At 55.1% G+C, this 24,955-nt stretch carries 21 protein-coding genes and 1 riboswitch; of the genes, 14 read left to right on the forward strand and 7 right to left on the reverse strand.

What is annotated here, in order from left to right; translation table 11 throughout:
- Positions 1-88: 88 nt before the first annotated feature.
- On the reverse strand, positions 89-823 hold the full coding sequence (locus tag BLQ24_RS03185; RefSeq protein ID WP_090162595.1) for a riboflavin synthase: 735 nt from the start codon (positions 821-823) through the stop codon (positions 89-91).
- Entirely contained in the window at positions 808-2,034 is a 1,227-nt protein-coding gene (gene ribD, locus BLQ24_RS03190; protein ID WP_090162597.1) for a bifunctional diaminohydroxyphosphoribosylaminopyrimidine deaminase/5-amino-6-(5-phosphoribosylamino)uracil reductase RibD, read from the reverse strand. Before ribD ends, BLQ24_RS03185 begins: the two co-directional genes overlap by 16 nt.
- A gap of 138 nt (positions 2,035-2,172) precedes the next feature.
- A riboswitch (FMN riboswitch) is annotated at positions 2,173-2,287 on the reverse strand.
- A 306-nt stretch (positions 2,288-2,593) separates the two neighbouring features.
- On the opposite strand from ribD, the gene BLQ24_RS03195 reads away from it, so the two are divergent.
- From BLQ24_RS03195 to BLQ24_RS03245, 10 genes are all read left to right on the forward strand, one after another.
- Positions 2,594-3,922, forward strand: a complete 1,329-nt coding sequence (locus tag BLQ24_RS03195) for a CpaE/TadZ family protein (RefSeq protein ID WP_090162599.1) — start codon at positions 2,594-2,596, stop codon at positions 3,920-3,922.
- 316 nt (positions 3,923-4,238) lie between these two features.
- Complete coding sequence (locus BLQ24_RS03200; RefSeq protein WP_143004238.1) at positions 4,239-5,069, forward strand: hypothetical protein; 831 nt, start codon at positions 4,239-4,241, stop codon at positions 5,067-5,069.
- Positions 5,070-6,378: 1,309 nt separating this feature from the next.
- Positions 6,379-7,602, forward strand: coding sequence for a TadA family conjugal transfer-associated ATPase (locus BLQ24_RS03210; protein WP_090162605.1), 1,224 nt, complete (start codon positions 6,379-6,381; stop codon positions 7,600-7,602).
- Positions 7,586-8,332 carry a type II secretion system F family protein gene (locus tag BLQ24_RS03215; protein ID WP_176755854.1) on the forward strand — a complete coding sequence of 249 codons (747 nt, stop codon included), beginning with the start codon at positions 7,586-7,588 and terminating at the stop codon, positions 8,330-8,332. The genes BLQ24_RS03210 and BLQ24_RS03215 overlap by 17 nt, the downstream gene beginning before the upstream one ends.
- Positions 8,322-9,365 carry a hypothetical protein gene (locus tag BLQ24_RS03220; RefSeq protein ID WP_143004239.1) on the forward strand — a complete coding sequence of 348 codons (1,044 nt, stop codon included), beginning with the start codon at positions 8,322-8,324 and terminating at the stop codon, positions 9,363-9,365. The genes BLQ24_RS03215 and BLQ24_RS03220 overlap by 11 nt, the downstream gene beginning before the upstream one ends.
- A gap of 30 nt (positions 9,366-9,395) precedes the next feature.
- Positions 9,396-9,578: a Flp1 family type IVb pilin gene (locus BLQ24_RS03225; protein WP_242869573.1), complete on the forward strand. Its 183-nt coding sequence runs from the start codon at positions 9,396-9,398 to the stop codon at positions 9,576-9,578.
- Positions 9,575-9,934 (forward strand): TadE/TadG family type IV pilus assembly protein, encoded by a 360-nt coding sequence (locus BLQ24_RS03230; protein ID WP_090162611.1) that lies wholly within the window; start codon positions 9,575-9,577, stop codon positions 9,932-9,934. The genes BLQ24_RS03225 and BLQ24_RS03230 overlap by 4 nt, the downstream gene beginning before the upstream one ends.
- Complete coding sequence (locus BLQ24_RS03235) at positions 9,924-11,285, forward strand: DUF5702 domain-containing protein (protein ID WP_143004240.1); 1,362 nt, start codon at positions 9,924-9,926, stop codon at positions 11,283-11,285. The genes BLQ24_RS03230 and BLQ24_RS03235 overlap by 11 nt, the downstream gene beginning before the upstream one ends.
- The gene (locus BLQ24_RS03240) at positions 11,242-12,048 is read left to right on the forward strand and encodes a hypothetical protein (RefSeq protein WP_143004241.1); all 807 of its coding nucleotides are present in this window, start codon (positions 11,242-11,244) and stop codon (positions 12,046-12,048) included. The genes BLQ24_RS03235 and BLQ24_RS03240 overlap by 44 nt, the downstream gene beginning before the upstream one ends.
- Positions 12,045-12,584 (forward strand): hypothetical protein, encoded by a 540-nt coding sequence (locus tag BLQ24_RS03245; RefSeq protein WP_090162617.1) that lies wholly within the window; start codon positions 12,045-12,047, stop codon positions 12,582-12,584. The genes BLQ24_RS03240 and BLQ24_RS03245 overlap by 4 nt, the downstream gene beginning before the upstream one ends.
- 68 nt (positions 12,585-12,652) lie before the next feature.
- On the opposite strand, the gene rnr is transcribed toward BLQ24_RS03245, so the two are convergent.
- The 5 genes from rnr to trkA all read right to left on the reverse strand — a co-directional run bounded on the left by rnr (position 12,653) and on the right by trkA (position 21,145).
- The gene (rnr, locus tag BLQ24_RS03250; protein WP_090162619.1) at positions 12,653-14,623 is read right to left on the reverse strand and encodes a ribonuclease R; all 1,971 of its coding nucleotides are present in this window, start codon (positions 14,621-14,623) and stop codon (positions 12,653-12,655) included.
- A gap of 129 nt (positions 14,624-14,752) precedes the next feature.
- Complete coding sequence (locus BLQ24_RS03255; protein ID WP_090162621.1) at positions 14,753-16,723, reverse strand: bifunctional 4-hydroxy-3-methylbut-2-enyl diphosphate reductase/30S ribosomal protein S1; 1,971 nt, start codon at positions 16,721-16,723, stop codon at positions 14,753-14,755.
- A 78-nt stretch (positions 16,724-16,801) separates the two neighbouring features.
- Positions 16,802-18,283: a TrkH family potassium uptake protein gene (locus tag BLQ24_RS03260; RefSeq protein ID WP_090162624.1), complete on the reverse strand. Its 1,482-nt coding sequence runs from the start codon at positions 18,281-18,283 to the stop codon at positions 16,802-16,804.
- A gap of 13 nt (positions 18,284-18,296) precedes the next feature.
- Positions 18,297-19,763 (reverse strand): TrkH family potassium uptake protein, encoded by a 1,467-nt coding sequence (locus BLQ24_RS03265; protein ID WP_090162627.1) that lies wholly within the window; start codon positions 19,761-19,763, stop codon positions 18,297-18,299.
- Positions 19,764-19,792: 29 nt separating this feature from the next.
- On the reverse strand, positions 19,793-21,145 hold the full coding sequence (gene trkA / locus BLQ24_RS03270; protein ID WP_090162629.1) for a Trk system potassium transporter TrkA: 1,353 nt from the start codon (positions 21,143-21,145) through the stop codon (positions 19,793-19,795).
- 217 nt (positions 21,146-21,362) lie between these two features.
- Between trkA and BLQ24_RS03275 the strand changes: the two genes are divergently transcribed.
- The 4 genes from BLQ24_RS03275 to BLQ24_RS03290 all read left to right on the forward strand — a co-directional run bounded on the left by BLQ24_RS03275 (position 21,363) and on the right by BLQ24_RS03290 (position 24,951).
- Positions 21,363-21,959 carry an MBL fold metallo-hydrolase gene (locus BLQ24_RS03275; RefSeq protein WP_143004242.1) on the forward strand — a complete coding sequence of 199 codons (597 nt, stop codon included), beginning with the start codon at positions 21,363-21,365 and terminating at the stop codon, positions 21,957-21,959.
- Between the two features lie 32 nt (positions 21,960-21,991).
- The gene (locus tag BLQ24_RS03280; protein ID WP_090162633.1) at positions 21,992-22,885 is read left to right on the forward strand and encodes an HAD family hydrolase; all 894 of its coding nucleotides are present in this window, start codon (positions 21,992-21,994) and stop codon (positions 22,883-22,885) included.
- A 128-nt stretch (positions 22,886-23,013) separates the two neighbouring features.
- The gene (locus tag BLQ24_RS03285; protein ID WP_090162635.1) at positions 23,014-23,352 is read left to right on the forward strand and encodes a YraN family protein; all 339 of its coding nucleotides are present in this window, start codon (positions 23,014-23,016) and stop codon (positions 23,350-23,352) included.
- 33 nt (positions 23,353-23,385) lie between these two features.
- The gene (locus BLQ24_RS03290; RefSeq protein ID WP_090162637.1) at positions 23,386-24,951 is read left to right on the forward strand and encodes a YifB family Mg chelatase-like AAA ATPase; all 1,566 of its coding nucleotides are present in this window, start codon (positions 23,386-23,388) and stop codon (positions 24,949-24,951) included.
- Positions 24,952-24,955 lie beyond the last annotated feature (4 nt).

The following is a 24,955-nucleotide window of genomic DNA, read 5'->3' on the forward strand; positions in this document are numbered from 1 at the left end:
TTCTGACATATTTATTTTCATGATTCCTCTCCTTTTCTTTCGGTGACAAAAAATTCCCGCACAGCCGGTCGTCCCCGGCGCTTTCTTATCAGAACCTCATCAGCATCTCCTTCAGTTTCCGGTCTTGTTCCCGGGGATCTGCTCCGGCAGGGGAACCGGTCTCCTCGGACCCTTCTTTCAGAAGGGCACCGCCTTCTCCCATCAGGTGAAAAACATATTTCCCCAGCATGTCGGTTTCCAGATTCACCGGGTCGCCGGGCTCTCGGTCCGCCAGGGCGGTTTCCGCCAGAGTGTGGGGGATGATAGATACGGAAAACGACGCATTTCCCGGTTCCGGCCGGATCTCCGCCACGGTAAGGCTGATGCCGTCGATGGCGATGGATCCCTTCTCGACGATGCCTGCTGCGATTCTGTCCCCGGCGGCGATATTGAACCAGACCGCATTGCCTTCCCGCCGCCGGCTCCGGACGGTTCCGGTGCCGTCGATATGGCCGGAGACAATGTGTCCTCCGAAGCGTCCGTTCGCCGCCATGGCCCGCTCCAGATTCACCCGGCTTCCCGGGGCGAGGCGGTTGAAGGCAGTTCTACGGAGGGTCTCCGGCATCACATCGGCGGTGAAATGATCGTGTTCCAGATCCGTTACCGTGAGGCAGATGCCGTTAACGGCGATGCTGTCCCCCGGCTTCGTGGGCCTTGCGAAGGGATCCGCCGGGTCCGGTATCCTGCCCAGAACAGTGCGGGCCCGGATGCGGAGCTTTGCGAATTCGCCGCCCCGCCGGATCTGATCCACAATCCCGACTTCTTCGATTATTCCTGTAAACATGAACTGCCTCCTGTCCTCGGATATCCCTCCAGAAAAAGGTCATCTCCGATTCGTTCCGTGCGGATGCCGGTGAGCCGGAGGGCCTCCGGCGGAGACGGGAACCCGGCTCCTTCCACCGGCGACCGGGCGTCTGCGCCGCCCAAAAGCAGGGGACCGATGTAAACTTGAACTTTGTCTGCGGCCCTCTCCCGCAGGAAGGACCAGTGGACATTTCCGCCGCCCTCCACATAGAGGCTGTCCATTTTCATGGCGCCGAGCTTTTTCAGCAAAACCGGAACGCTCACCCGTCCGTCTTCATCCGGCGGGAGCGAAAGCACCAGCGCTCCGGCTTTCCGGTAGGGTTCCAGTTTGTTTTTGTCCTTCTCGCAGGTAGCAATCACCGTGCGGGGATACCGCATGCCGTCCCGGGTAGACACCTCCGGCAGTCCGCCCTGCGCCGGGAGGACCGCCGCCGTTTTCACCACCTGAGCGGTGAGGGGGGTTCGGAGGCGGGTGTCCAGAATTACCCGCACCGGATCGATTAGTCCCGGCGTCCGGCAGGTGAGGGCGGGGTCGTCCGCCAGGACAGTGCCCACGCCGACCAGGATGCCCATGGACAGCCCCCGGTCCCGCCGGGCTTTCTCCCGGGAGGCTTCGCTGCTGATCCAGCGGGACTCGCCCGCAGCTGATGCGATCTTTCCGTCCAGGGTCATGGCATATTTCAGCGTCACGTAAGGCTGTTTCCGGGTGATATAATGGAAAAACACCGGATTCAGCCGGTCGCATTCCGCCCGCAGGAAGTCGGTGACGACCTCAACACCCTGTTCCCGGAGAATCCGGACACCCTTGCCGGATACCAGCGGATTGGGATCCCGGGAGCCGATGATCACCCGGCGGACACCGGCGGCCAGAAGGGCATCGGTGCAGGGCGGCTGCTTTCCGTAATGGCAGCAGGGCTCCAGCGTGACGTAGATGTCGGAGCCGGCCGGATCTTCTGTGCAGGCGGCCAGGGCGTTCCGTTCTGCGTGGAGGCCGCCGATTTCCTCGTGATAGCCTGCACCGATGATGCGGCCCGATTTTACAATGACGGCACCCACCAGCGGGTTAGGATTCACATGACCCGCCCCCAGCCGGGCCAGGCGGATCGCCCGGTCCATGTAATATTCATCGGTGCCCCGGGCATAGGGGCTGTCTGCTTCGATGACTTCTCTGACTCTGTTCCGATCCTTCATGGCATCGCTTCTTTCTGTTAAAGTAATAAAAAACCGGGCCTGCACGGGTCCGGGACAAAACAATCTGTTTCCTGCGTCCGCAAGAAAAAAACTCTGAGTGAAACACTCAGAGCATTGCAAACACACGTAAACATACATACGCTACTTCTCTCATCCAGACTCTACTGTCGGCCCCGGAATCTCACCGGATCATGCCTTTCGGCTCGCGGGCTGTACCGCCGGTTGGGAATTTCACCCTGCCCCGAAGTATCCTGTTGTTTGATTTTCTGGTTTCAGTCTATACAGGCACGGGATAATTGTCAAGCAATTCGCAGAATGTACTGTGAGAAAGACAATGCGGCGGGGTCATCATGTCCGGCAGGTTCATAACGTCTGCGGTGTTCACCGTGTCCGCAGGCTCGTCCTCACATCCGGGGGATCCTGGCAGGGTCCGGGAAAAATCTGTCTTTTTCCCGGTGAACAGAAAATACTCTGTAGGATTGACCGCATATTTGGGGAAATGGTACGATGCCCTGTATGAAGTGGAAGAAAATGGCATGCACAATCGGAGGGGCACGGCATGGAGAGAATCGTTGTGAGTATACAGACAGAGGACCGGGGGCTGTCGCTGAGAATTGCTGAAACGATGGCGCTCCGGACCGAACAGATCCGAATGATCCCGGGTGATCCGGGAGAGCGGGGTTCGGACTGGGACTTTATTCTGATAACGGAGGCGGCAGGGGCTGTTCCCGGGGATCTGCTGATCCTTCCCGGGGACGGGATGATTCGCCGGCTTTCGGAGCAGCAGGAGCAGGGGAGAGAGGAGTCTCTTTCCGGAATAAGCCGTGGTTTCATGCCGGGACAGGTGGTAACCGAACATTTTCGGATTACATGGACAGAAGAGGACCCGCTGCCCGCAGCATACCGGGACAGCACGCCGATCCGGTTCCGGATTCCGTCCTGCCGTGCGGATCAGATGGAAAGGGAACTGAGCCTTCTGTACGGAGAACTCACCGGGGCACCGTGTCCCGGTAAGGAGCGAAAGGATCTTCCTTCCCTCGTCGCCTTCTGCGGACTCTCCGGAGGTGCCGGCACCACATTTCTGGCGCTGGCGGCAGGACAGATGCTGGACCGGATCTACGGGACGAAGACTATTTATCTCAGTCTCTGCGCCGGGGACGATTCGGATCTTTTCTGGGGAGAAGGACCAGAGACTGTTTACTCTCTGAATCATGTGATGTACCGCATGGGTGAGGGAAGAGATGTTCCGCTGGGTCCGCTGGTACAGGAGAACCTGTTTCTGCGCCGGTTTGTTTTTCGCCGGACCGGTCGGGATATCGGCGGCATCACGCAGGAACAGCTTCGCCGTTTTCTGCAGGAAACGGCGAAACAGCTCGAACCGGATGTGGTGGTGATGGATCTGGGCCACGGAATATCGGAGGGAACAGGAAGAATTCTGTCTCTGGCGGACTGCATCGTGCCGGTGGGACGGGCCGGAGACTTCCGGCTCGCCCATGTGCGGCGGACGTACCGGGATATTCTGCAGTATTCCCGGGCGGATCATGTGGTGACGGTGAGAAATTTCGAACCGGCAGAACAGGATCCGGATCCGGAGCAGATCTTCCGCCGGAGAACTTTCGAGCGGTGGCGGGAGGAAGAAGCGGAGAATCCGACCGAAAAAGAAGACTGCAGGGAAAATGCCCAGGACGGCGGAGAGTCGGAGGATTTGCCGGATTTCATCGATCACGGCGAAGGGGTACTTTCGGTATCGGATGTCCCGGATGCCTTCATCCGAATGGGCGGAAGAATCCGTATGGATCTGTCGGGTCCGTTCGGCATGGAATGTGCCGCCGTGGCGAAGAAAATCGCAGGGGTGACGCATGTCAGAGAATATTGGCCGGAGGGATAGAGCGAAATATAATCGGCAGCGGATGATCCATCGTCTTCCATATGCCTTCTTCATTCTCGAGCCCCCTTTTATCAAATAACTCACTCACCTTTTTTACATAAATACGATTTTATTACATCACGCCAGGATTCTGAATGATCGATCAGAGCTGATCGTTTTTTGATATTGGACGTGAGGAGAATGTTCTGATACGATAAACATACAGAAAATTCGAATTTTCAAGGGTTCCGTTTGGAGAGAAGTAGAAAGACTATTGAGGAGAATATTCCAATATTTCGTGCCGACGATGCATTTTTTCGGTTGTGGTGGTGATATCATGAAAAAAGTTGAGCGAAAGTGGATGTGGTTTTGGATCATCCTGCTGAGCGTTATTCTGATCATCGTTCTATTCTTCTGGATTGAATACGAAGCGAGCCGCGGGAAGTATCAGTGTGCATTTCAGAAGATGCATGGTGACATCAGAGTGTCCGGTGAATATCCCCTGGATATCGCATGCGTTGTGACCGGGGATTATGATTCTTTCCGAAGAAGCTTAAGCAGGAAAGGAAAAATGGACGTTCAACTTGTAGGGTGCAAGGATTTCCGCATTTCCAAAACACAGATTCAGTTAGCAGGGTGCAGTCGTTTCACAGTACCGGGAAAACGAAAAGGTGTGTTCATATTGACCCTGACACTGAAACCAAATCGAAAGGAAAGTATGGAAACGTTGAAGAAGATCCGGCTGATGGGACAGACATTCCGGATCGGATCCGTCACACTTCTTAACACATCGCGTTATTCCGGAAAATTGCAGGTGAAAAGTGCCAACGTATTGTATGTGGGCTTCGGTGTCGATGAAAATGAGTTTGCTGTCAGGAATGCGGGAAAATCGAACTTGACCATTCAGGATGTGGATTACGGTTCCTTCAATGATCGCATAGAATCGAGACACTACCGCTTACCGGTTCGCATTGCACCGAAAGAAACCATCTCACTGAAGGCAAAATTGAAAATTCACGGCATGGACGCATACTTTGTTACGCCGCTTGTAAAATATCGCAGTGCGGATGGCACCGATTATAATTTGTTTGTGGACACGTGTCGATACGGGGTGATTTCAGACAAGAAATCAGTTTCTCAATTTCTGAAAAATGAGTCGGGGAGGTAATTCCACGATGGGTGAAAGCAAATATGGAAATTACATGAGTTTAGATTCTGTATCATCCTGAAGGGGGCATGAAAAAAAGATGGATTGAGTGATTGAAGGATTGTTAAGGAAAAGAGTATTATGTAATAAAAGGTGATTTCGAATTAAGTAGTAGAATACGAATTTACAGGGGGGCGGTGAGATGAGGCGCTCAAAGAAAATACTTGGTATTTGCTTGTTCATCTCCGCAGTAGGATCACTCTTGTATCTTCTTTATTGCAATCAATTAGAACATTCGGGGAATGTTAATCATTATGGTGAAGTCTATCTTCTGAATATGAGAGTGATGATTTTTGTTGCAAAACCGATCCTTGTTTTCTCTCTTTCAGTATTGATTATCTTCATTGTGAGGAAGTATGTAGAGATTGATCTTTCTGTGCATTTGAGAAATAATTTGCTGCGGACGTTCTGTATAATTTTAGCTGTTTACAGTGTCTGCGTGATTGCGCTGTTCCTACAACCATTTTACATTTCACAGTCTCTGCAGATGGCATTTTTATACTTTGCTAATTCATTAATTCCGTTTTGTATTCTTGGAATCGGTGTGGCTCTTGTTCTATAGGTGTGTAGATTCATCCGACTTTAATAATGCAATTTCGAGGGGCAGACAGCCCCTCGTTTTTATTGGAGCATCGAGGGTGTAAAGTATTAGTGGGAGTATAGAAACTGGAAAAGGAACTGGGAACGGATATTTTCGATCGAAGCGGTCCGGTGATCCGACTGACGCAGGCTGGAGCGAAACTGCTCTATCTGTCTGAACCGATGATGCATCTGAAAGAGGAAATCGAGAAATCGTGTTCCGAGAAAGAAAAATTCCGTCTGATCATTTACTCGATATACTTGCCGATCGCCGCCCAATGCTTTGCGGAATATATTGCAGGGCTCGGGATATCGGACCAGTCTCGGAGCCGGGATTCCGGAAGAGCATTTTCGTCAGCGACCGCCTGTCGGCGAGGACGATTCTCCGGTTAAATCAGGCATACTGCATCGGTGTCGGGAAACGTGCCGGTTTCAGAGGAGTTTCTGGATCTTCTGGCGAAAGAAATGGCAGCTGAATGATAAGACCCGGGGCAGGGGCTGCATGACGCAGCTCCTGTTTTTTTTGTTCCGATCACCGGATTTCCCGAGTGGATTGCCTCCGGTAAGGGGATAATCTTTCTTTTCTCCGAATGGAAAAAAATAGCAGAAATGTATTGAGGCGGTATTTGGGGAAATGGTATGATACCGCTGCGACAGGAACTCAGAAGGCAGTTTATGACGGAGGAACGCCATGGAGGAGCATACAGACCAGCGGTATGAGGCACTGGAGGAAACGGTGAAGGAACGTTTCTCCCGGCACATGAAGGAGAAGGATACGCTGACGGATCAGGAGGCATTGAATATTATTGAGGAAACCGTATTTTCTGATCCAAGTTCCGGTGGATTGCAGGAGTCTGCTGAACTGATTCGTAGGTTGTATCAGAGAATGCGGTGCCGCACCGGAATTCTCGATCCGTACATTCGGGATGAGCGGATCAATGAGATCATGGTGAACGGCCCCGGACATATTTTTGTCGAGATGCGCTCCGGAATCACCGCTGCGCCGGAGCAGTTCGATTCCCGAGAGGAACTGGAAGACATCATCCGAAATATAGCGGCGGACGTACACCGGGAGATCAATGAAATGAATCCGATCCTGGACGCCCGTCTTCCGGACGGGTCCCGGGTGAATGCCGTGTACCACAATGTGGCGGCGGATGGTCCGGTTCTGACGATCCGCAAGTTTTCTCCGGAACGGATCACGATCCGGCAGATGATCACGAAGGGCACGCTGACCCGGGCGTGTGCTGATACGCTGGCTCTGCTGGTGCGATGCGGATATAACATCTTCATCAGCGGCGGGACTTCCTCCGGAAAGACCACCTTTCTGAATGCGCTGACGGATATGATTCCGGAGAATGACCGGGTGATCGTCATCGAAGATTCCCGGGAGCTGATGCTGCCCCACATCCGGGATCTGGTGCAGATGGAATGTCACACGGCGAATACCCTGGGACAGGGGCAGGTCACAATGGATATGCTGATCCGCACCAGTCTCAGGATGCGTCCGGACCGGATTATCGTGGGAGAAGTGAGAGGAAAGGAGGTGGCGGATATGCTGCAGGCACTGAATACCGGGCATGACGGTTCGATGTCCACGGGACACGGCAATTCTGTTCGGGGGATGCTCCGCCGGCTGGAGGCCATGTACCTGATGGCCGCCCGGATTCCCATGGATTCCATCCGGGGGCAGATTGTGGAAGGAATCGATGTGATGGTGCACCTCATCCGGACGGCAGACGGAAAACGGCAGGTCTCCGAAGTGCAGGAGCTGGTGTCAGTTTCGGGAAGTGAATATGTCCTGAATCCGCTTTTTCGTCTGAACGGGGAGATGAAACTGGAACAGACGGGAAACCGGATTCAGCGGCGGGAGAAACTCAGAAGGGCAGGGGATGAGGATGGCGATCGATTATAGGACGTATCGTCTGAACCGGAAGGAATGTGTCCGGCTGGCGGTTGTCCTGACAGCGGGACTTCTGGCACTGGGACTTCTGTTCTATGAGAGCCCGCTGCCGGGCGCAGTTGTCTTCCTACTCTGGAAGCCGGCCCGGAAGTTCCGTGAAAACCAGCTTCGTCGAAAGCGGCTGCAGCAGCTGCGGCTCCAGTTCCGGGATTTCCTGAACACGATCTCCTCCGCTTTTGCCGCAGGGCGTCACTTTCAGGAGGCGCTGGAGGGAGCGGGAAGGGAGATGGGGACGATTTACGGGGAGGATGCCCTGATGACCCGGGAAATTCGTTTCATGCTGGAGCGGATGGATGTGTCGGGAGAATCCGAACTGACCGTGCTGGAAGATTTCGCCCGGCGAACAGGCGTGGAGGAGGTCAGTGATTTCGCCCAGATTTTCCGAGCCTGCCGGGAATCCGGCGGCAATCTGGCCCGGGCCGTGGAGAAAAGTGCCAGGATGCTGAGTGAGAAGATCACCATCGAGGACGGAATCCGGTCCATGGTGTCGCAGAAACGTTTTGAAGGGGAGATCATCACCTTGATGCCGGTGCTGATCGTTCTGTCCCTTCGATTTTTGTCCCCGGGATATCTGGATGTGATGTACGGCACAGCCGCCGGGCGGATCATGATGACGGGATGTCTGGGGCTGGTGGCAGCGGCGTATTACAGCATAGAAAGGATCACAGACATTGCGGTATAGAAAACAACAGAGCGTGAGTCTCCGGTCCAGAGCTGCGTCGGCAGTGCGCCGGCGTACAGAAGGGTTCCGGGGATTTCTGGGGGAAGAGAAGGTGCGCCGCCGGGCTGTGCTGATTCTGGCAGTGTGTGCGCTGCTCACAGCATTTCAGGCGGGCAGGGGGCTGGGAAACGGCAAAAAATACATTGTCAATTCTTCCGGTTCTGTGACAGGTCTGTACCGGGAGAACACGGACCGGTCATCCTCGTTTCCGCTGCAGCTGGAAATCAGAGGGAAGGACGTCCGCTCCCGGAAGGATCTCACCCTGACCATTAACGGAAAACGGACGGAAGGGGAAGTTCGAAAAGAGAATACGGAAGAACAGATATCCCGTGAAGTGTCCCGGGTGATCAGTGGACTGGAGGAAAGCCGGAAGAAGAAAATTCTCCTGCCTTCCTCGCTGGGAAACGGGACGAAGCTGATCTGGCGGATTCACAGGGACCGGAGCGGGCTGCTGTTTCTCCTCGCCGGGCCGTTTCTGATCTGGTTGATGTATTACGATGACCGGAAGAAAGTGCAGAGCCGGGAGAAATCCCATCGGGAAGCGGTCATGCGGGATCTGCCGGGATTCAATGACCAGCTGCTGATGCTTCTTAACTGTGGGATGATCTTCAGTGATGCGCTGCTGCGTATTGCCGAAGGCTATCGTCTGCGGCCGGACCGGGGATATTTCCGGGAATTGATTATCGGCATCGGACAGGAAGCGGGGGCCGGAAATCAGAGTCTGGTGCGGGTGTTCTGCCAGCGGTCTGCTGCAGCCGGCATACGGGAACTCAGCCGGATTGCGGGATTCGTTGCAGACAATCAGTACCGGGGCGTGGATCTGACCGGAAAACTGGAAATGGAGAGTGCGGCGCTGTGGGAGAAACGGAAGATGATGGCGGAAGAGAAAGGAAAAATCGCCGAGACGAAGATGACGCTTCCTCTGGCGATTCTGCTGATTGCGCTGATCGTGATTACAGCGGCACCGGCGATTCTGCAGGTGCAGGGTTATTAGGGTTATTGAAGACTGGAAAGGAGACACGGGATGAAAGCGAAAATCATGAAGGCCGGAAGAGGTGCATGGGGACGGATCGGTCTGGGAAACAAGGCGGGGATGGAGTTTGTCCAAGTGGCGATCCTCATCGCGTTAGCAATTGCTCTCGGCGTTATCTTCAAGAGCGAGATCACGCAGTTTGTAAACGATGTGTTCTCGAAACTGAAGGCATGAAGGTGAGCTGGGGCCGTTTCCCGGGGATCCGATCACTGCACAGCCGCAGAGGCAGTGAGATTGTGGAGGCGGCAGTTGTGATGCCGCTGGTGATTCTGGCCGTGCTCAGCATGATTCTGCTGCAGGTGTTTTTCTATCAGTGTCTGCTGGTACAGGTTCGTCTGCATGAGGATCTCACGGACCGGGCCGTTCATTCCCGCAAACTCTTCTGTGTGGAACGGGCTTCGGCGTCCCGGGGAGAGAACATGCAGGGAATCACACATATTCGGATGACCAGAGAGCACCGGGTGTCATGCTACGCCTTCTGCGGAGCAGATCTGGTCCGTACGGGAGAGGTGACCGGGTTTGGAAAGTAGGAAAACGGGGAAATGCGGATCGGTGACGATCTTTGTGCTGCTGCTGTTTGTGACACTGGTATCCATGGCCATGGTGTTTGTGGAAGAGTCGAAGCAGAAGGCAGTGCAGGGAACAACCCGGGAGATGGGGCTCCTCTGGTGCGAATCGATACTGGGGGAGTACTATCTTCCAATGCAGAAACGGTACGACCTGTTCGGATTCTACGGCATGCCGGAGGATGTGGCGGGAAAGGTGGATTATCTGGCGGATCAGAGCTTCCGGGACCGGGACATCATCCGGTATGAGGGTTCCCGCTGCTATCTCTATGATTACTGTCTGACGGATACGGCGGTGTTTCGTCGTCAGATCGTCCGGACCGGACAGCTGGAGCTGGCGGGAAAATTGATGGGGAAAGAGAAGGCGAGAGAAAAGGAGAAGCCCGCATCCGATGCGGGAAAGCAGGAGGAAATTCCTGGGCGGAGGATCACCGGATCCGGCATACTGGCAGATCTGCCTTCCCGGGGATCTCCTTCGGGCTTTTCCATGGACAGTCTGAAGTCCCTGGCGAAGGGGATCCATTCGCCGGGGGATCTGCTGAAGAAGGGGGGAGATCAGGCGTTTGAGGATGCGTATATCCGATCCCACTTTCGCAATCGGACGGGAAGTCCGGACCGGGAACCACATTACTTCTTCGGGGAAATGGAGTATCTGATTTGCGGAAAACCGTCAGACCAGGAAAATGAGCGAGGGGTCCGGCTGCGCATCACGGCACTCCGGGAACCGGCAAATATGGCCTATCTGATGGGGGATCCGGAAAAGTCCGCCGAGACGATGGCAGCGGCTCAGCTTCTCACACCGGGGCCGGCCGCCGCTGCAACGCAGAAACTGCTGGAGGCAGCCTGGGCTCTGGCCGAAAGCAATAACGATTACAACCTGCTGATCAGCGGGAAGAAGGTTCCTTTCGTGAAAACGAAGGCGTCCTGGGCAGTGGACCTGGATGCCGTCATCACCGGAGGGCTGCCGAAGGGCAGCGTCCCGGGCGGGAAATCTTCCGGAGAGATTGTGAGAGACCGGAAGGAGAAGAATGATTCCGGAACGGAGGCGGAACTGCCGAAACTGAAACCGCTGGAACATTCCTGTATTGATCCGGGCAATACATCCGGGGACACGTACGAGGATTATCTGCGGGGACTTCTGGTTCTGACCGGGGAAGAAGTGAAGCTGCTCCGGATGATGGATCTGATTCAGATCAATATGCAGTTCAGTCATGACGGAGGATTTCTGCTCCGGGACTATTATGCGGGGCTGAAGGTGGTGCTGAAGGTTAATGGAAAGGAATACGACGCAGAGAGAGAATATCAGCCGGCGTGAAGGAAGATGGCTGATGCACGAACGCAGGGGGAGCTATATCGTCGAAGCGGCCATTGTCGTGCCGCTGTTCATTGCCGCGACAGTGCTGCTGATCTGGATTGTTCCGGTGATGGCATCCTGGGAGAATGTGATGTATTCTGCTGCGGACGAAATGCGGCTGGAAATGGTGAAGACGAAGTTCCGGAAATCCGGCGCAGCGCTCCCGGCGGCGGTGATGGTCAGAGCACGACAGAATGCACCGGAACTCACCTTTCTCACCGTCCGGCCCGGCCCTTATCTGCAGCGGGCCGGAGGAATGGAGGATCTGGTGACGATCCGGCTGGAGGCAGTGTTTCATCCGAAATCCGTGCTGGGTGGGCTGGTCCCGGTGCGGTTTCAGGAAACGCTGACGGGGAGAGCATTTACCGGAACCACCGGGCGGGGCGGTTCCCCCCGGTCTGATTTCGAGGAGGATGAACCGAGGGTCTATGTATTTCCGGAAAGCGGCAGAAAGATGCATCGGGCCGGGTGCCGGTATCTGAGATCTGCCTGCCGGATGACCTGGCTTTCCCAGTCGGTTCGGAAGCAGTATCACCCCTGTCCGAACTGCGGGGCATCCGGTGCTGCACTGGGTACACCGGTGTTCATCTTTCAGGGGTATGGTGAAGCCTATCACCTGGGAGGCTGTCATTCTGTCAGTAAGTATTACGTGGAAATGAGCCGGTCGGAAGCGGAAGAGAAGGGGTATTCTGACTGTTCACTCTGTGGAGGCGGCGGAAAATGATGGATCATGTGGAAATGACATATCGGAAGGGTACCGTGGACTGGCTTCTTCGGGATTATCTATTGATGGAAGAGAATGACCTGTGTCTACCTGCAGGCTGTGTTGAGAAGGCGCATGAAATGTGTTTCTATTTCTATATTGAGGGATACCGGGAAATCAGTACGGTGGGCATGGTCCCCGCCAGCCGGATTCTGAAATGGGTGATTAAGCTGATCGGGAAACTGTACAGCGCCCAGCTCTACTATATTCGGCCGGAGCGGATCCGGATTGATCCGGACAGGATCTATGTGGGCGTGATGAAACCGCATAAGGATGATGTCCGCATTCTCTTCGTCCCCGAACCGGAAGGGGAAACCCCTCCGGTTCGGGAAAAACTGGCGGTACTGATAGAGGATCTGATTCCAAACTGTGAAGAGGATGGAAGGGGGTATCTTCGTAAGGCGGCTGAGATCATTCGAAAAGGCCGGTCCGGGCTTCGGATTATGGTTCACCGGCTGGATCTGCTGCGGACTGAGGCCTGCCAGTGCGGGTGCTGAGAAGCGGCGGGCGGATGGTATCTGTAGATCGGAACCGGGAGTGGTCCGAAGACCAGGCCGCTCCCGGTCTATTCCTCAGCGAGACGGAAATCGATGCGGCGCAGGGCAGGATCAGCGGAAAGTACCTGGATTCGCACGATATCACCCAGGGTGAAGGTACGGTGGTTTCGAATGCCCAGAACCCGGATCCGGTCCGGATCGAATTCGTAATAATCGTCATGAAGCGACTCCAGCCGCACCAGGCCTTCCACCGTGTTTGGAAGCCGGACGTAGAAACCGTATTCTGTGACGCCGGAAATTACACCCTCTGCAATTTCGCCCAAGTGACCCAGCATATATTGGGATTTTTTCATTTTCTCCACATCCCGCTCCAGTTCCAGCGCTTCCCGCTCTGTGCGGGAGGAGACTTCTGCGGCCTCCTGGGCAGCCGCTTCCATAGAGCGTGCTGTTCGGTCGTCCAGACCGCCGGACAGAATTACCCGGATGATACGGTGGACCATCAGATCCGGATAACGGCGGATCGGAGAGGTGAAATGACAGTAGTAACGGAAGGCCAGACCGAAGTGACCTTCACATTCGGTACTGTACCGGGCCTTCGACATGGCGTGGAGAATGACGGTGTTCACCACTTCTTCTCCCGGCTTTCCGGCCGCCTGCTCCAGTACCCGGGCCAGTTCGGCAGGGTGGATCTGATCCGGAACACCCGGAAGGGACAGGCCGAAGATCCGGAGCACATGCTTGACTTCAGTGATGCGGGATGGTTCCGGCTGTTCGTGGATCCGGTAGACGAAAGGAACTTCCATCCGGCAGAAGTGCTCCGCCACGGTACGGTTGGCCGCCAGCATGAATTCTTCGATCAGTTTGTTGGCCGTTCGACGCTCCGCCGGCCGGATGTCGGTGGGGATCTCCAGATCGTTCAGCAGGATCTCCGATTCAGTTGTATCGAAATCGATGCTGCCGTGTTTCATCCGGTTCCGGCGGAGCAGGGCGGCCAGTTCTTCCATGAGAAACAACATGGAGGTGATGTTGCGGCCGTTATAATCTCCGTAATGCTCCGACAGGTTCGGGTCATGATTTTCCAGGATTTCGGAGACATCATGGTAGACCATGCGGGCGGAAGACCGGATGATGCTTTCATAGATCTCGTGTCCGGTTTCTTTTCCTTCACTGTCGAAGGTCATTTCGCAGGTCATTGTGAGACGGTCAGCGCCTTCGAATAGACTGCAGGCGCCGTTGGACAGCGTCTTCGGGAGCATGGGAATCACGTGGTTCAGCAGATAGACACTGTTGCCCCGTTTCAGCGCTTCCCGGTCCAGTTTCGAACCGGCCGGGACGTAGTGGCTGACATCGGCGATGTGGACTCCCAGCCGGTAGCCTCCGTCCTCCGTGGCCTCTACTGAAACGGCATCATCCAGATCCTTGGAATCCGCTCCGTCAATTGTAATGATCGTCCGCTCCCGGAGGTCCCGCCGTCTGCTGATTTCCTCGTTCGTCAGCGGCTCTGCAGCTGCCCGGGCCGCCTGGGCGGATACAGCGGAAGGAAAGTCCTTGGACAGGCCGGCACTGCGGATCAGTGCTTTCGTTTCAGCGCCGGCTTCATCGGAACGGGCAATGATTTCTGTGATCCGTCCTTCCGGGGATTCATAGACGGATGCAGGATAACGGGTGATGCGGCAGACAACCCGGTCGCCGCTCTTGGCGTGCCCGGCGTTTTTCTTCTTGATGAAAACGGCATCATCCTTTCTGCCGACTGATTCCACGAAACCATTTCCCTTCTGCCGGCGGTAGGTGCCCACGACTTCGGTGACGTTCCGGTTCAGGATCCGGTCCACCAGGCCTTCCGGGTTCTTGTCCCAGTAGATCGGAGGCAGCAGGTCTACCAGGACTTCGTCTCCGTTCATGGCACCTTTCATGTTGTCTGCATGGATGAAGATGTCATCTCCGTTTTCCTGTTCTACGAATCCGCTGCCGCTTCTGACTTTTTTCAGTGTGCCGCGGATGAGTCCGCTGCCGTTTTGATTACGATTCTTTTTTCCCATACTTCCCTTATCTTCTTTCCCTGCTGCGGTCACCGGCTGCGAGGGCAGGGGGATCCGCAGATGATGAAAAACGGCAGACGCAATGCGCCCGCCGTTTCTGCAATTTCTCTTCTCATGAAAGGAATCCGATTACTCAGCATCTTCCTGTGCTTCTTCATCCTTCTCTTCCGCAGCCTGGTTCTCCGGAACCTGCTTGATGGAAAGGGAGATTCTCTTTCTGTCTGTGTCGATGTCGAGAATCTTCGTCATGACCTTCTGACCTACTGTCAGCTCGTCACCGATGTTGTTCACGTGCTTGTTCGCAACTTCGGAAATGTGAACCAGTCCGTCCAGACCCGGCTCCAGTTCAACGAATGCACCGTACTCCTTCAGCTGTACGACCTTGCCTTCCACGACTTCGCCGACGTGGTAGTTCTCGTCGATAACAGACCAAGGTTCCGGTGTGGTCTGCTTCAGACCCAGGGAAATCTTTCCCTTCTCCCGGTTCATGTTCAGGATCTTGACATGGATCTTCTGACCGATCTCAAGAACCTCTTCCGGATGTCTGAGCTTGCCCCAGGAAATCTCGGAGATGTGCAGCAGTCCGTCGATACCGCCCAGGTCTACGAATGCGCCGTAGTCCGTGAATCTCATCACGGTACCTTCGACGATGTCGTCAACCTTCAGTGTCTGCCAGATGATGTCGAGCTTCTTCTGTCTCTCTTCCTGCAGAACAGCCTTGTGAGAGAAGACGGCTCTCTGTCTCTTCTGGTCAACTCTGGACACCTTGACTGTCAGAACCTGACCAACGAATTCATCTGCGCTCTCAACGTATCTGTTGGACAGCTGAGACAGCGGAATGAATCCCTGAACATCCTTGTAAGCTGCGATCACGCCGCCCTTAACGACTCTGACGACCTTGACCTCGATATTTGCCTTATTTTCAAGCGCTTCATCGATTTCTTTCCAGTGTTCATTGACCTCAAGTCTCTTCTTCGAGAGCATGATGCCGCCGTCATTGTCATCGGTTCTGATGACCTTCGCCTTAACTTCGTCACCTTCCTGGAACAGGTCAGTGAGCTTCTGGCCTTCCTCGAGCGTAACTTCGTTCGCTCTCAGAATTCCGTCTTTCTTGCAGTGCATGTTCACGATGACTTCCTCATCATTGACCTGCTCTACTGTGCCGGTCACGATTTCACCCTGATGAGGCAGTCGGAGAGACTGATCAATCTCCTCCATGAAGTCCGCCATAGAATTAGCTTCTGTAGTAGTTTCCGTAGTGATGTTGTCACTCATGTTAGAAATAACCTCCTTGATAATACGTTCGGGCGTGGAAGCACCCGCCGCAACTCCTATTCTATTACACTTCCGAATCTCTTTCAATGGTAAATCAGCAATATTTTCTACAAAATATGCGTGTTTACAGGCTTTTCGGCAGATTTCGTAGAGCTTTTTCGAGTTGGAGGAATTCTTTCCGCCGATGACCACCATGGCATCTACTTTTCCGGCCAGCTCCGCCGCTGCCTGCTGCCGTTCCCGGGTGGCATTGCAGATGGTATTGCGAACGTCCAGCCGGACACCTTTGTCCTGCAGTGTTTTCACCACATCGTCCAGGGTGGACTGCCGGATAGTGGTCTGACAGACCACGAAAGCTTCGCTCCTGTCGAAGCGGGAAGCCTCTTCGGCACTGCTGCAGATGAATGCACTGCCTTCGCACCATCCGTTGGTACCGACTACCTCCGGGTGGCCCGGGTCTCCGACGATGATCACCGGCTTTCCGGCCTCGTGGGCCTCCCGGACCAGCTGATGGATCCGGGTGACGAAAGGACAGGTGGTGTCTGCCAGCCGAATGCCGCGCCGGGCGGCTTCGTCATAGAATTGTTTCGTTTCGCCGTGGGATCGGACGATGACGGTGGCGCCTTCCGGAACCTCCTCCAGCCGGTCGATGGCTTGGATTCCCCGGGATTCCAGTTCGTCGGTCACGTCCCGGTTGTGGATCAGCTGGCCGTGGGTGAACAGAGGGGACCCCGCCGGATTCTCCTCCAGCTGGCGGAAGGCGGTGTCCACTGCTTTTTTTACGCCGAAGCAAAAACCGCTTCGTTCTGCGCGGATGATTTCCATGATGGTTCTCCTGACAGTATGACACGGCGAAATATCACGAGAGGCCTCCTCATGAAATTCCGCCGCATGGCATTGGCATTAACGGGTGTTGGACGGCATCCAGAAGGAGCGGGAGAATAGGAATATGATCGGATAGATTTCCAGTCTTCCCAGCAGCATCAGGAAGCATGCCCAGAGTTTTCCGGGGGCGGAGAATGCCGCAAAATTCGCTGAGGTCATTCCGCCGAAGAAGGTGCCGGAGTTGGTCAGGCAGGCGACGACGGAGCACATCGTCTTCTCCATGCTCATATCCTCCAGGCCCATGAAGACCATGCCGAGGATCATGACGCCGAAATACAGCAGCACAAACACGGTGACTCCTGCGGCCACCGGTGCGCTGACCGGCTCGTTTTCGATCAGAACCGCCTTGGAACTCTGGGGATGAATCCGCTTGTAGATCCCCCGGAGAATCAGTTTCCAGCATACGGTGGCCCGGCTGACTTTCATACCACTGGCGGTGGAGAAACTGCAGCCTCCGATCAGAATCAGGAGAAGCAGCGTAATCTTCGTGACAGTCGGCCATGTCTCAATGGAGGAGGACACCACGTATCCGGAGGTGGACGCATAGGAAATCGTCTGGGTCAGCGCATTGCCGAAGCAGTCGGACAGACTGTTGTACGTGCCCTGGAGCGTGAGCGCCAGACCGTTGACAACGGAAACCGCCAGGATCAGTCCCAGGTAGATTTTCAGTTCGTAGTTTCTCAGCGCCAGCCGCCACCTTCTGCGGTAAATCTGGTAGTACACCATGAAATTCAGGGACCCCACAACTGTGAAGATGCTGATGATCACCTTGATGTACGGGGAGAAAATATATGCCCCCCGGGTTCCCAGTGCATCCACCATGCCGGCGGAACTGATGGTGGTCAGTGTGTTGACCAGAGCATAGAATGGTGTCATGCCGGAAGGCAGGAGCAGCACGTATTCCGTCACCGTCAGCACCAGATAGATGCGGAATGCCATCACCATGGCATCTTCCAGACGGGCGGACAGTTTGGACGTATCTCCGGCAAAAATATTATTTCCCATGACCCGCTGGTCCTTGATCCGCATGGCCGGGAAGATGGACACACTGAAGATGATCAGCAGCATGCCCCCCAGCCAGTTGTTGATTCCCCGCCAGATGAGGAAACTGTGGCGAATACTTCCTGTATCCCGGGTGGTGGCGCCGGTGGTGGTCCAGCTCGCCACCGATTCGAACACCGCATCCGTCAGCGTGTAGTGCCGGGAGGACAAAAGATACGGGACGGCGCTCATCAGCACCAGGAAGAGAAACAGTCCCAGAATCAGCAGGTAGGCGTCCCGGATTTTCAGGCGTTTCGTATACGAGTACTCCAGTTTCCGAATGGCGATGAATCCGATCAGACCCAGCGCCAGAAACAGCAGTGCCGGATGCAGAAATGCCCGGATATCTTCGGTTTCGTGATAATATAGCGCAGTCAGAACCGGCAGCAGCATTGTGGTGCCGGTCAGCAGCATTGCCATGGTAGCGATTCGCAGTAATCTGCGGCGTGTAATAGTCATCCGATAACTCCGATCAATATCTGTTCGTGTTCCAGTAGTGCGGGGAGAACAGCATAAAGAAGGTGAACAGTTCCAGTCTTCCCGCAATCATCAGCAGCGACAGAACGATCTTCGAGAAAGGTGTGAAGATCGAGAAGTTGCAGACCGGTCCCACTTTTGCGAACCCCGGACCGATGTTTCCCATACATGTCAGCACCGATGAAAAGGTGGTCACGATATCGAATCCGTTCAGGGAAATCAGAAGCATTCCGCCGAACAGAACGAGAATATAGAAGAACAGGAAGTTCGAAATATTCGTGGTCACATCCCGGGAAAGGGGTCTTCCGTTGAACTTGATCACAGAAACCCGGTTCGGGTGGATCATTTTGCCGATGCCATTGCGGATCAGTTTCAGCGCCACAACAATCCGGATCACCTTCGGTCCTCCGCCGGTGGAGGAGGAACTGGCACCGGTCAGGAATACAATCAGCAGAAGCATTTTCGCAAAGGTCGGCCACTGGTCGTAGTCTGTGGTGGCATATCCGGTGGTGGTCATGATGGACACCACATGGAAAGCGGCGTCCGTCAGTCCTTTGAATGGAGAGGCGGTTATGCCCTTTGCCAGCAGATCCGTCAGAATGCCGCCGGTGCAGACCAGGGTGATCAGCCCGTACAGACGGAACTCCTCGTCCCGGAACAGTTCCTTCGGTCCCCGCTTCGCCGCAGCGAAGTACAGATTGAAGTTGGTACCGCACAGGAACATGAAGACGGTGGTAACCCAGATCAGATAGGGACTGGTGAAATGCCCCATACCGTCGTTGTAATTGGCGAAGCCTCCGGTGCCCACGGTACCGAAGGTCAGGATCAGTGCATCCAGCAGCTTCATGCCGCCCAGCACATAGAGCAGCGTCTGGACGCCGGTAAACGCCAGATAGAGGGTATACAGATTCTTCGCTGTATCGGAATAATGGGCCGTCAGCTTGTCCATGGTCGGTCCCGGTGTTTCCGCACTAGCGATGACCTGTCCGCCGATTCCCATACCTGGCATTAGTGCTGTGGTGAAGACGATGATGCCCATTCCGCCGATCCAGTGGGTGAAGGAACGCCAGAACAGCATGGAGTTCGGCAGCGCCTCGATGTTCACCAGAATCGTGGACCCGGTGGTGGAATATCCGGAGCACATCTCGAAGAACGCATCCACGTAGCTTGGAATGGCTCCGGATACCCAGAGGGGAACCGCACTGATCAGAGAAATCAGAATCCAGGTGAGGGAGACGATCAGATATCCTTCCCGTTTCTTCGGCCGGATGCCGGTGGTGGGGAAGAATTTCATGAGCAGCAGTCCCCCCACCAGACAGAACCCCAGGGTACATGAGAATGCTTTCGCTGGAACATACTCATGATACAGCAGGGCAACGATCAGCGAGGGAACGATGCACAGCGCAGTTGTAAACAGGATGATCCCTGTGACACGTAATATGTTGCGAATTCTGGAATACATGAAACGGAATCCTCCGATAAACGATATTTCTAAAGCCGTTTCGGCTTCATCAGTTTCTCCAGGTCACCGATACTGGTGAGGAGACAAAGCATGATAACGTGATCGCCCGGCAGAATTTTCGTGTCGCCGGTCGGTATAATCAGTTCGTTTCCCCGGGTGATTGAGCCGATCAGGATGCTGTCCGGCAGTTTCAGCTGGGAAATCGGCACATTGATCATCCGCATCTTGTTCGAAGCGATGATCTCCATGATTTCTGCCTGTCCCTGGATCAGAACAGAAGAGATGATCCGCTTGGATCCCTGAATGTACCGCAGAATATTGCTGGCGGAAATGTCCAGCGGGTTCAGAACCACATCCACACCCATTTCCTCGATCAGCTCCTTGTAGTTCTCGTGGCTGACCTTGGAAATGACGTCGGTGATGCCCCGGTGCTTGGCAGTCAGCGCCAGCAGCAGGTTCTCTTCATCGTAGCCGGTTGCGGTGATGAAGGCGTCCATTTCATCCAGATTCTCCTCCTCCAGCACGGACAGATCCGTGCCGTTGGCGTGCAGAACCATAACATTGGAGAGGTGGGAGGAAAGGTAATGGCACCGGTTCAGGTTCGATTCCACCAGTTTCACGGCTGTACCGAAATTGGCCAGTTTCTTGGCCAGATAGTAGCCGGTCTTGCCGCCGCCGATGATCATGACCTTGTTCAGGCGGCTGGCCTGGGTCCGGACCCGGACTTTCCGGTTCAGTTCATTGATTTCCTTCGTCTCTCCCATCATATAGATGATGTCTCCCTCTTTCACGGTGTGCTTTCCGTGGGGGATGATGACCTTACCTTTCCGGGAGATGGAGAGAATCAGGAAATCCGGGAAAATCTCCCGGATTTCCGGGATCGATTTCCCGATCAGCTTCGAGATCCGGGCGGCCGGAACCTCCAGAATGGATACCTTGCCGGTGGAGAAAACACCGGTGGAAAGGGTGTACTTCTCTGCCAGATACTTGTAGATTTCACTGGTGATGGCCATGTCCGGATTGACAATAAAATCAATTCCCATGGTTTCCTGGATGAAATCGAACTGGTTCATATGTTCCGGATCTCTGACCCGGGCGATGACATGCTTGCATCCCAGCTTCTTCGCAAAAGATGCAATAACAATGTTGGCTTCATCACTGTTAGTCGCCGAAAGAAGATAGTCGAAGCGGTCGATCCGGATCTGGTTCAGGACAGAGATGCTTCTCGCATCCTCGTTGATGGTCATGACATCCAGTTTCTGCGAAATCTTGTCCAGAAGATCCTGCTTCGTATCAATAATTGTAATGGCGTAGTCCCCGTCCACCAGAGACTCTGCGATCTTGTATCCCAGTTTTCCTGCGCCGACAATCGCAACGTTCATAGTCTGTGCTCCTTCATATCGTTTCGTATCTCATTTCATATGTATATTGAGATGAAATAACACGGATTATTGAGTGCCTGTTACAGGCATCTCACTATTCTACTGCTGAACCTATGAATTATCAAGGCGTTTTGCTATAATAATGGGTACTCATCCGGAGGACCGGGAGGAAGCGGATTTCCGGGATGATTTCTGAGAAGAAAGTAAGGTGAAACAGATGAAAATCAAGAGATTTATGCTGGGACCGATTGCGGAGGACGGCTACGTGATCTATCACCGGCGGGGCGGAGCGTGTCTGATCATTGATCCGGGGTATGAGGCGCCCCGGTATATCGATTTTCTTTCCGACCAGCAGCTGAAGCCGAACGGGGTGATTCTCACCCACCTTCATCACGACCACACCGGGCAGGCAGAGGTTCTCAGCGAGATATACGATGATATTCCGATCATGATGCATGAAATGGACCGCTGCCTGTATGGGGGCAGGGTGGATCGACCGCTTCGGGACGGTGATTTTTTGTCCCTGGAAGAGGAGAAACTGCGGGTGATTCATGTCCCCGGCCATACACCGGGGGGAATTGCACTTCTGTCAGAGAAGTCCCGGGTCTGCTTCACCGGAGACACGCTGTTCGACACGGACATCGGCAGGACGGATCTGGAAGGCGGAAGTGAACAGGATATGAAGGCTTCCCTCCGCCGGCTGGATCAGCTGCTGCCGAATGACATCACGATCTATCCGGGCCATGAGGGGTGCATCAGCATGAAACTGGTCAGAAGATATAACCCGGAATTCCTCCGGGCCCTGGAAGACTGAGAAGAAAAGTATAGAATGGAAGAAGGATTGGTATGACGGAGAACGACAGAAGAACCGACAGAATGAACGACAGGAGCTGCGGTGAGAGTAAGAAAAGAAAAACGGTGCGGATGATTGCGCTGGATCTGGACAACACGACGCTGCGCACAGACAAATCTCTGGCACCCCGGACCCGGGAGGCATTCCGGAAGGCCATGGAGCGGGGCGTGCATGTGGTGATCTCCACCGGACGGGTGTTTTCGGCTCTGCCGGAGAGTCTGACCGGAATAGAGGGGATTGAGTATGCAGTGAATTCCAACGGCGCCTGTATCTACCGGCTGGCAGACCGGAAACTACTGTATACGAATTACCTGGATCCCGCAGCGGCCCGGACGGTTCTGGATATTCTGCGGGAGGAGCCGGTGGTGGTGGAGGGATTCACGGACGGTCACGCATACATCAATGCTTCGGCGTATAATGACCTTCGGGAAAACGGATCTTCTTACCTGGCGGTGGATTATATTCTCTGGTCCCGCCGGCCGGTGCCGGATGTGCTGGCGCTGCTGGACGAACACATCCGGGAGATCGAAAATATCAGTGTCAGTGTGCCGGATCCTGCCGAAAAGGAGAGGGTGCGCCGGCGCCTGGAGAAGGTGAAGGGCATTACCATCACTTCTTCCGTTCCCTACAACATTGAAATCGGCGGCGGCACAACCAGCAAAGCCGAGGCGCTGAGCCATCTCATGATGAAACTGGGGGTCACCCCGGCGGAACTGATGGCCTGCGGCGACAGTCCGAATGACCTGGCCATGATCCGCATGGCGGGCCTGGGGGTTGTGGTGGACAACGCTTCTGACGCCATGAAGAGGGAGGCGGACTTCGTGACGGCGTCCAATGACGAGGACGGGGTGGCGAAGGCTATCGAGCGCTTCGTGCTGGCGGAGTAGGAAGGACAAAAAATAACGGGAAGACGTTCCGGCGCGCCGGGGCGTCTTTTTTCGTCGAATCGATTGACATTTGATGGAAAAATCTGGTAGATTGAACGAACAAAGAACGAGGCAAAGGAGGTGCCGTCATGAAAGACCGGAAACTGCTGGGGGATCTGGGGGAGGAAATGGCTGCCGGAATTCTGTATGCGGAAGGGTATGACATTCTGGAACGGAAGTTCCGGTGCCGGCTGGGGGAGCTGGATCTGATTCTGAGGAAGAATGGGGTCATCTGCTTCTGCGAGGTGAAAACCCGGATGAACGGGGAAGAATCCGGGCCGGAAGAAGCGGTGGACCGGAGGAAGCGGCACCGGATCAGAGGTGCCGCCGCATATTATCTGAAGGAACAGCATCTGGAACACGCTGCGGTGACGTTCCTGGTGATGGGAATACAGATTACGGAGACGGTGGATCCGTTTCTGGATTGAAGCGTGGTTTTCGGGACGGGGAGGCGAACGGATATGCTGTCGAGGGTTCATACAGCGGTGATGCGGGGACTGAATGCTGTTCCGGTGACCGTGGAAACAGATGTGACAGGGGGCATGCCGTGTTTCCGGGTTGTCGGTATGCCGGATCAGGCCGTCATGGAATCCCGGGAGCGGGTGCGGTCCGCACTCCGCAACTGCGGGCTGGATTTCCCTATGCGGCGGATTACCGTGAATATCGCGCCGGCGGACATCCGGAAACGGGGAACGCATCTGGATCTGCCGATTGCCGTGGGCATTTTGCTGTCTTCCGGGCAGCTCCCGCCCGGGGAGGAAATGGAGGCTCTGTGTCTGATGGGGGAATTGTCCCTGGATGGCAGAATCATGCCGGTGCCGGGGGTTCTTCCCATGATCCGGATGCTGAAGCAGAAGGGGTTTTCCCGGGTCATTGTGCCCCGGAAGAATGCAGAGGAAGCGGCTCTGGTTCCGGGAATACGCATCTATGGAGGGGATCATCTGGGACAGGTCGCCGCCCACTACCGGCGGGAGAAGATGATGGAACCTCTGGCGGAAATTACAGAGGAGGAACTGCTGCGCCGGGCTGCCGCACGGACGGAGTCGGACGGGATGCAGCCGGATTTTCGAGATGTGCGGGGACAGGAGGCGGTGAAACGGGCGGCCATGATCGCAGCTGCTGGAGGTCACAGTCTGCTGATGACGGGAAGCCCTGCCACCGGAAAGAGCATGATCGCAGAGCGGATTCCGTCGATTCTTCCGGCCATGAATTACGAGGAAATTCTGGAAACCACCATGATCTGGTCCGGAGCGGGGCTGCTCCGGGAAGACCGGCCGTTGATGCTGCACCGGCCGTTTCGGAAGCCCCATCAGCGGATCAGTGCGGCGGGACTGACCGGCGGCGGGGCAGTGGTTCGGCCGGGGGAGATCACCCTGGCCAGCGGCGGTGTCCTGTTCCTGGATGAAGTGGGAGAATTCCGCAGCGGGGTTCTGGATCAGCTCCGGGTTCCTCTGGAAGAGAAAGTGATCCGTATCACGCGCTGCGGCGAAGTGTTCGTATTTCCTGCCGATTTCCTGCTGGTGGCTGCTTCGAATCCTTGCAAATGCGGGAATTTCGGAAATCCGGAACTGCCATGTACCTGCAGCCCTTCTTCCGTCATGCGGTACCGGGAGAAACTGTCCGGACCGCTTCTGGATCGGATTGATCTTCATGTGAAGATGCTCCGGCCGGAATATGAAGAAATGAAGGAAAGCCGTACGGGTATGAGTTCGGCGGAAATGCGGGAAATGGTGACCCGGGCCCGGGAACTGCAGAACTGCCGGTATGAGGGAACCGGCATCCGGTTGAACAGCCAGCTCACCGGGGGTCAGATTGAAACGTTGGTTCCGATGGATTCCGCCTGCAGCCGCCTTCTGGAAGAGGCATATTATTCTCTCCGGCTGAATCCGAGAACTCTTCACAAGACCCGGCGGATTGCCCGGACGATTGCGGATCTGGAGGAATCTCCGGCGGTCCTGCCGGAACATATTCTGGAAGCGCTGCAGTACCGAATGCGGCGGGAGGAATGGATTCCGGGCGGCCGGTAATGCA

This window comes from Eubacterium pyruvativorans (assembly GCF_900102225.1).
GTDB classification, from domain to species: Bacteria; Bacillota; Clostridia; order Peptostreptococcales; family Anaerovoracaceae; genus Aminicella; species Aminicella pyruvativorans.

Bases quoted from the DNA above. Each gene is read 5' to 3' on its own strand.
- BLQ24_RS03255 (WP_090162621.1), bottom strand. From the start codon at position 16,723: ATGGAAATCATCCGCGCAGAACGAAGCGGTTTTTGCTTCGGCGTAAAA.
- BLQ24_RS03290 (WP_090162637.1), top strand. From the start codon at position 23,386: ATGCTGTCGAGGGTTCATACAGCGGTGATGCGGGGACTGAATGCTGTT.
- BLQ24_RS03240 (WP_143004241.1), top strand. From the start codon at position 11,242: ATGGAAAGGAATACGACGCAGAGAGAGAATATCAGCCGGCGTGAAGGA.
- BLQ24_RS03195 (WP_090162599.1), top strand. From the start codon at position 2,594: ATGGAGAGAATCGTTGTGAGTATACAGACAGAGGACCGGGGGCTGTCG.
- BLQ24_RS03245 (WP_090162617.1), top strand. From the start codon at position 12,045: ATGATGGATCATGTGGAAATGACATATCGGAAGGGTACCGTGGACTGG.
- BLQ24_RS03215 (WP_176755854.1), top strand. From the start codon at position 7,586: ATGGCGATCGATTATAGGACGTATCGTCTGAACCGGAAGGAATGTGTC.
- BLQ24_RS03285 (WP_090162635.1), top strand. From the start codon at position 23,014: ATGAAAGACCGGAAACTGCTGGGGGATCTGGGGGAGGAAATGGCTGCC.
- rnr (WP_090162619.1), bottom strand. From the start codon at position 14,623: ATGGGAAAAAAGAATCGTAATCAAAACGGCAGCGGACTCATCCGCGGC.
- BLQ24_RS03280 (WP_090162633.1), top strand. From the start codon at position 21,992: ATGACGGAGAACGACAGAAGAACCGACAGAATGAACGACAGGAGCTGC.
- BLQ24_RS03275 (WP_143004242.1), top strand. From the start codon at position 21,363: ATGAAAATCAAGAGATTTATGCTGGGACCGATTGCGGAGGACGGCTAC.
- BLQ24_RS03210 (WP_090162605.1), top strand. From the start codon at position 6,379: ATGGAGGAGCATACAGACCAGCGGTATGAGGCACTGGAGGAAACGGTG.
- BLQ24_RS03265 (WP_090162627.1), bottom strand. From the start codon at position 19,763: ATGTATTCCAGAATTCGCAACATATTACGTGTCACAGGGATCATCCTG.
- BLQ24_RS03225 (WP_242869573.1), top strand. From the start codon at position 9,396: ATGAAAGCGAAAATCATGAAGGCCGGAAGAGGTGCATGGGGACGGATC.
- BLQ24_RS03260 (WP_090162624.1), bottom strand. From the start codon at position 18,283: ATGACTATTACACGCCGCAGATTACTGCGAATCGCTACCATGGCAATG.
- trkA (WP_090162629.1), bottom strand. From the start codon at position 21,145: ATGAACGTTGCGATTGTCGGCGCAGGAAAACTGGGATACAAGATCGCA.
- ribD (WP_090162597.1), bottom strand. From the start codon at position 2,034: ATGAAGGATCGGAACAGAGTCAGAGAAGTCATCGAAGCAGACAGCCCC.
- BLQ24_RS03200 (WP_143004238.1), top strand. From the start codon at position 4,239: ATGAAAAAAGTTGAGCGAAAGTGGATGTGGTTTTGGATCATCCTGCTG.
- BLQ24_RS03185 (WP_090162595.1), bottom strand. From the start codon at position 823: ATGTTTACAGGAATAATCGAAGAAGTCGGGATTGTGGATCAGATCCGG.
- BLQ24_RS03230 (WP_090162611.1), top strand. From the start codon at position 9,575: ATGAAGGTGAGCTGGGGCCGTTTCCCGGGGATCCGATCACTGCACAGC.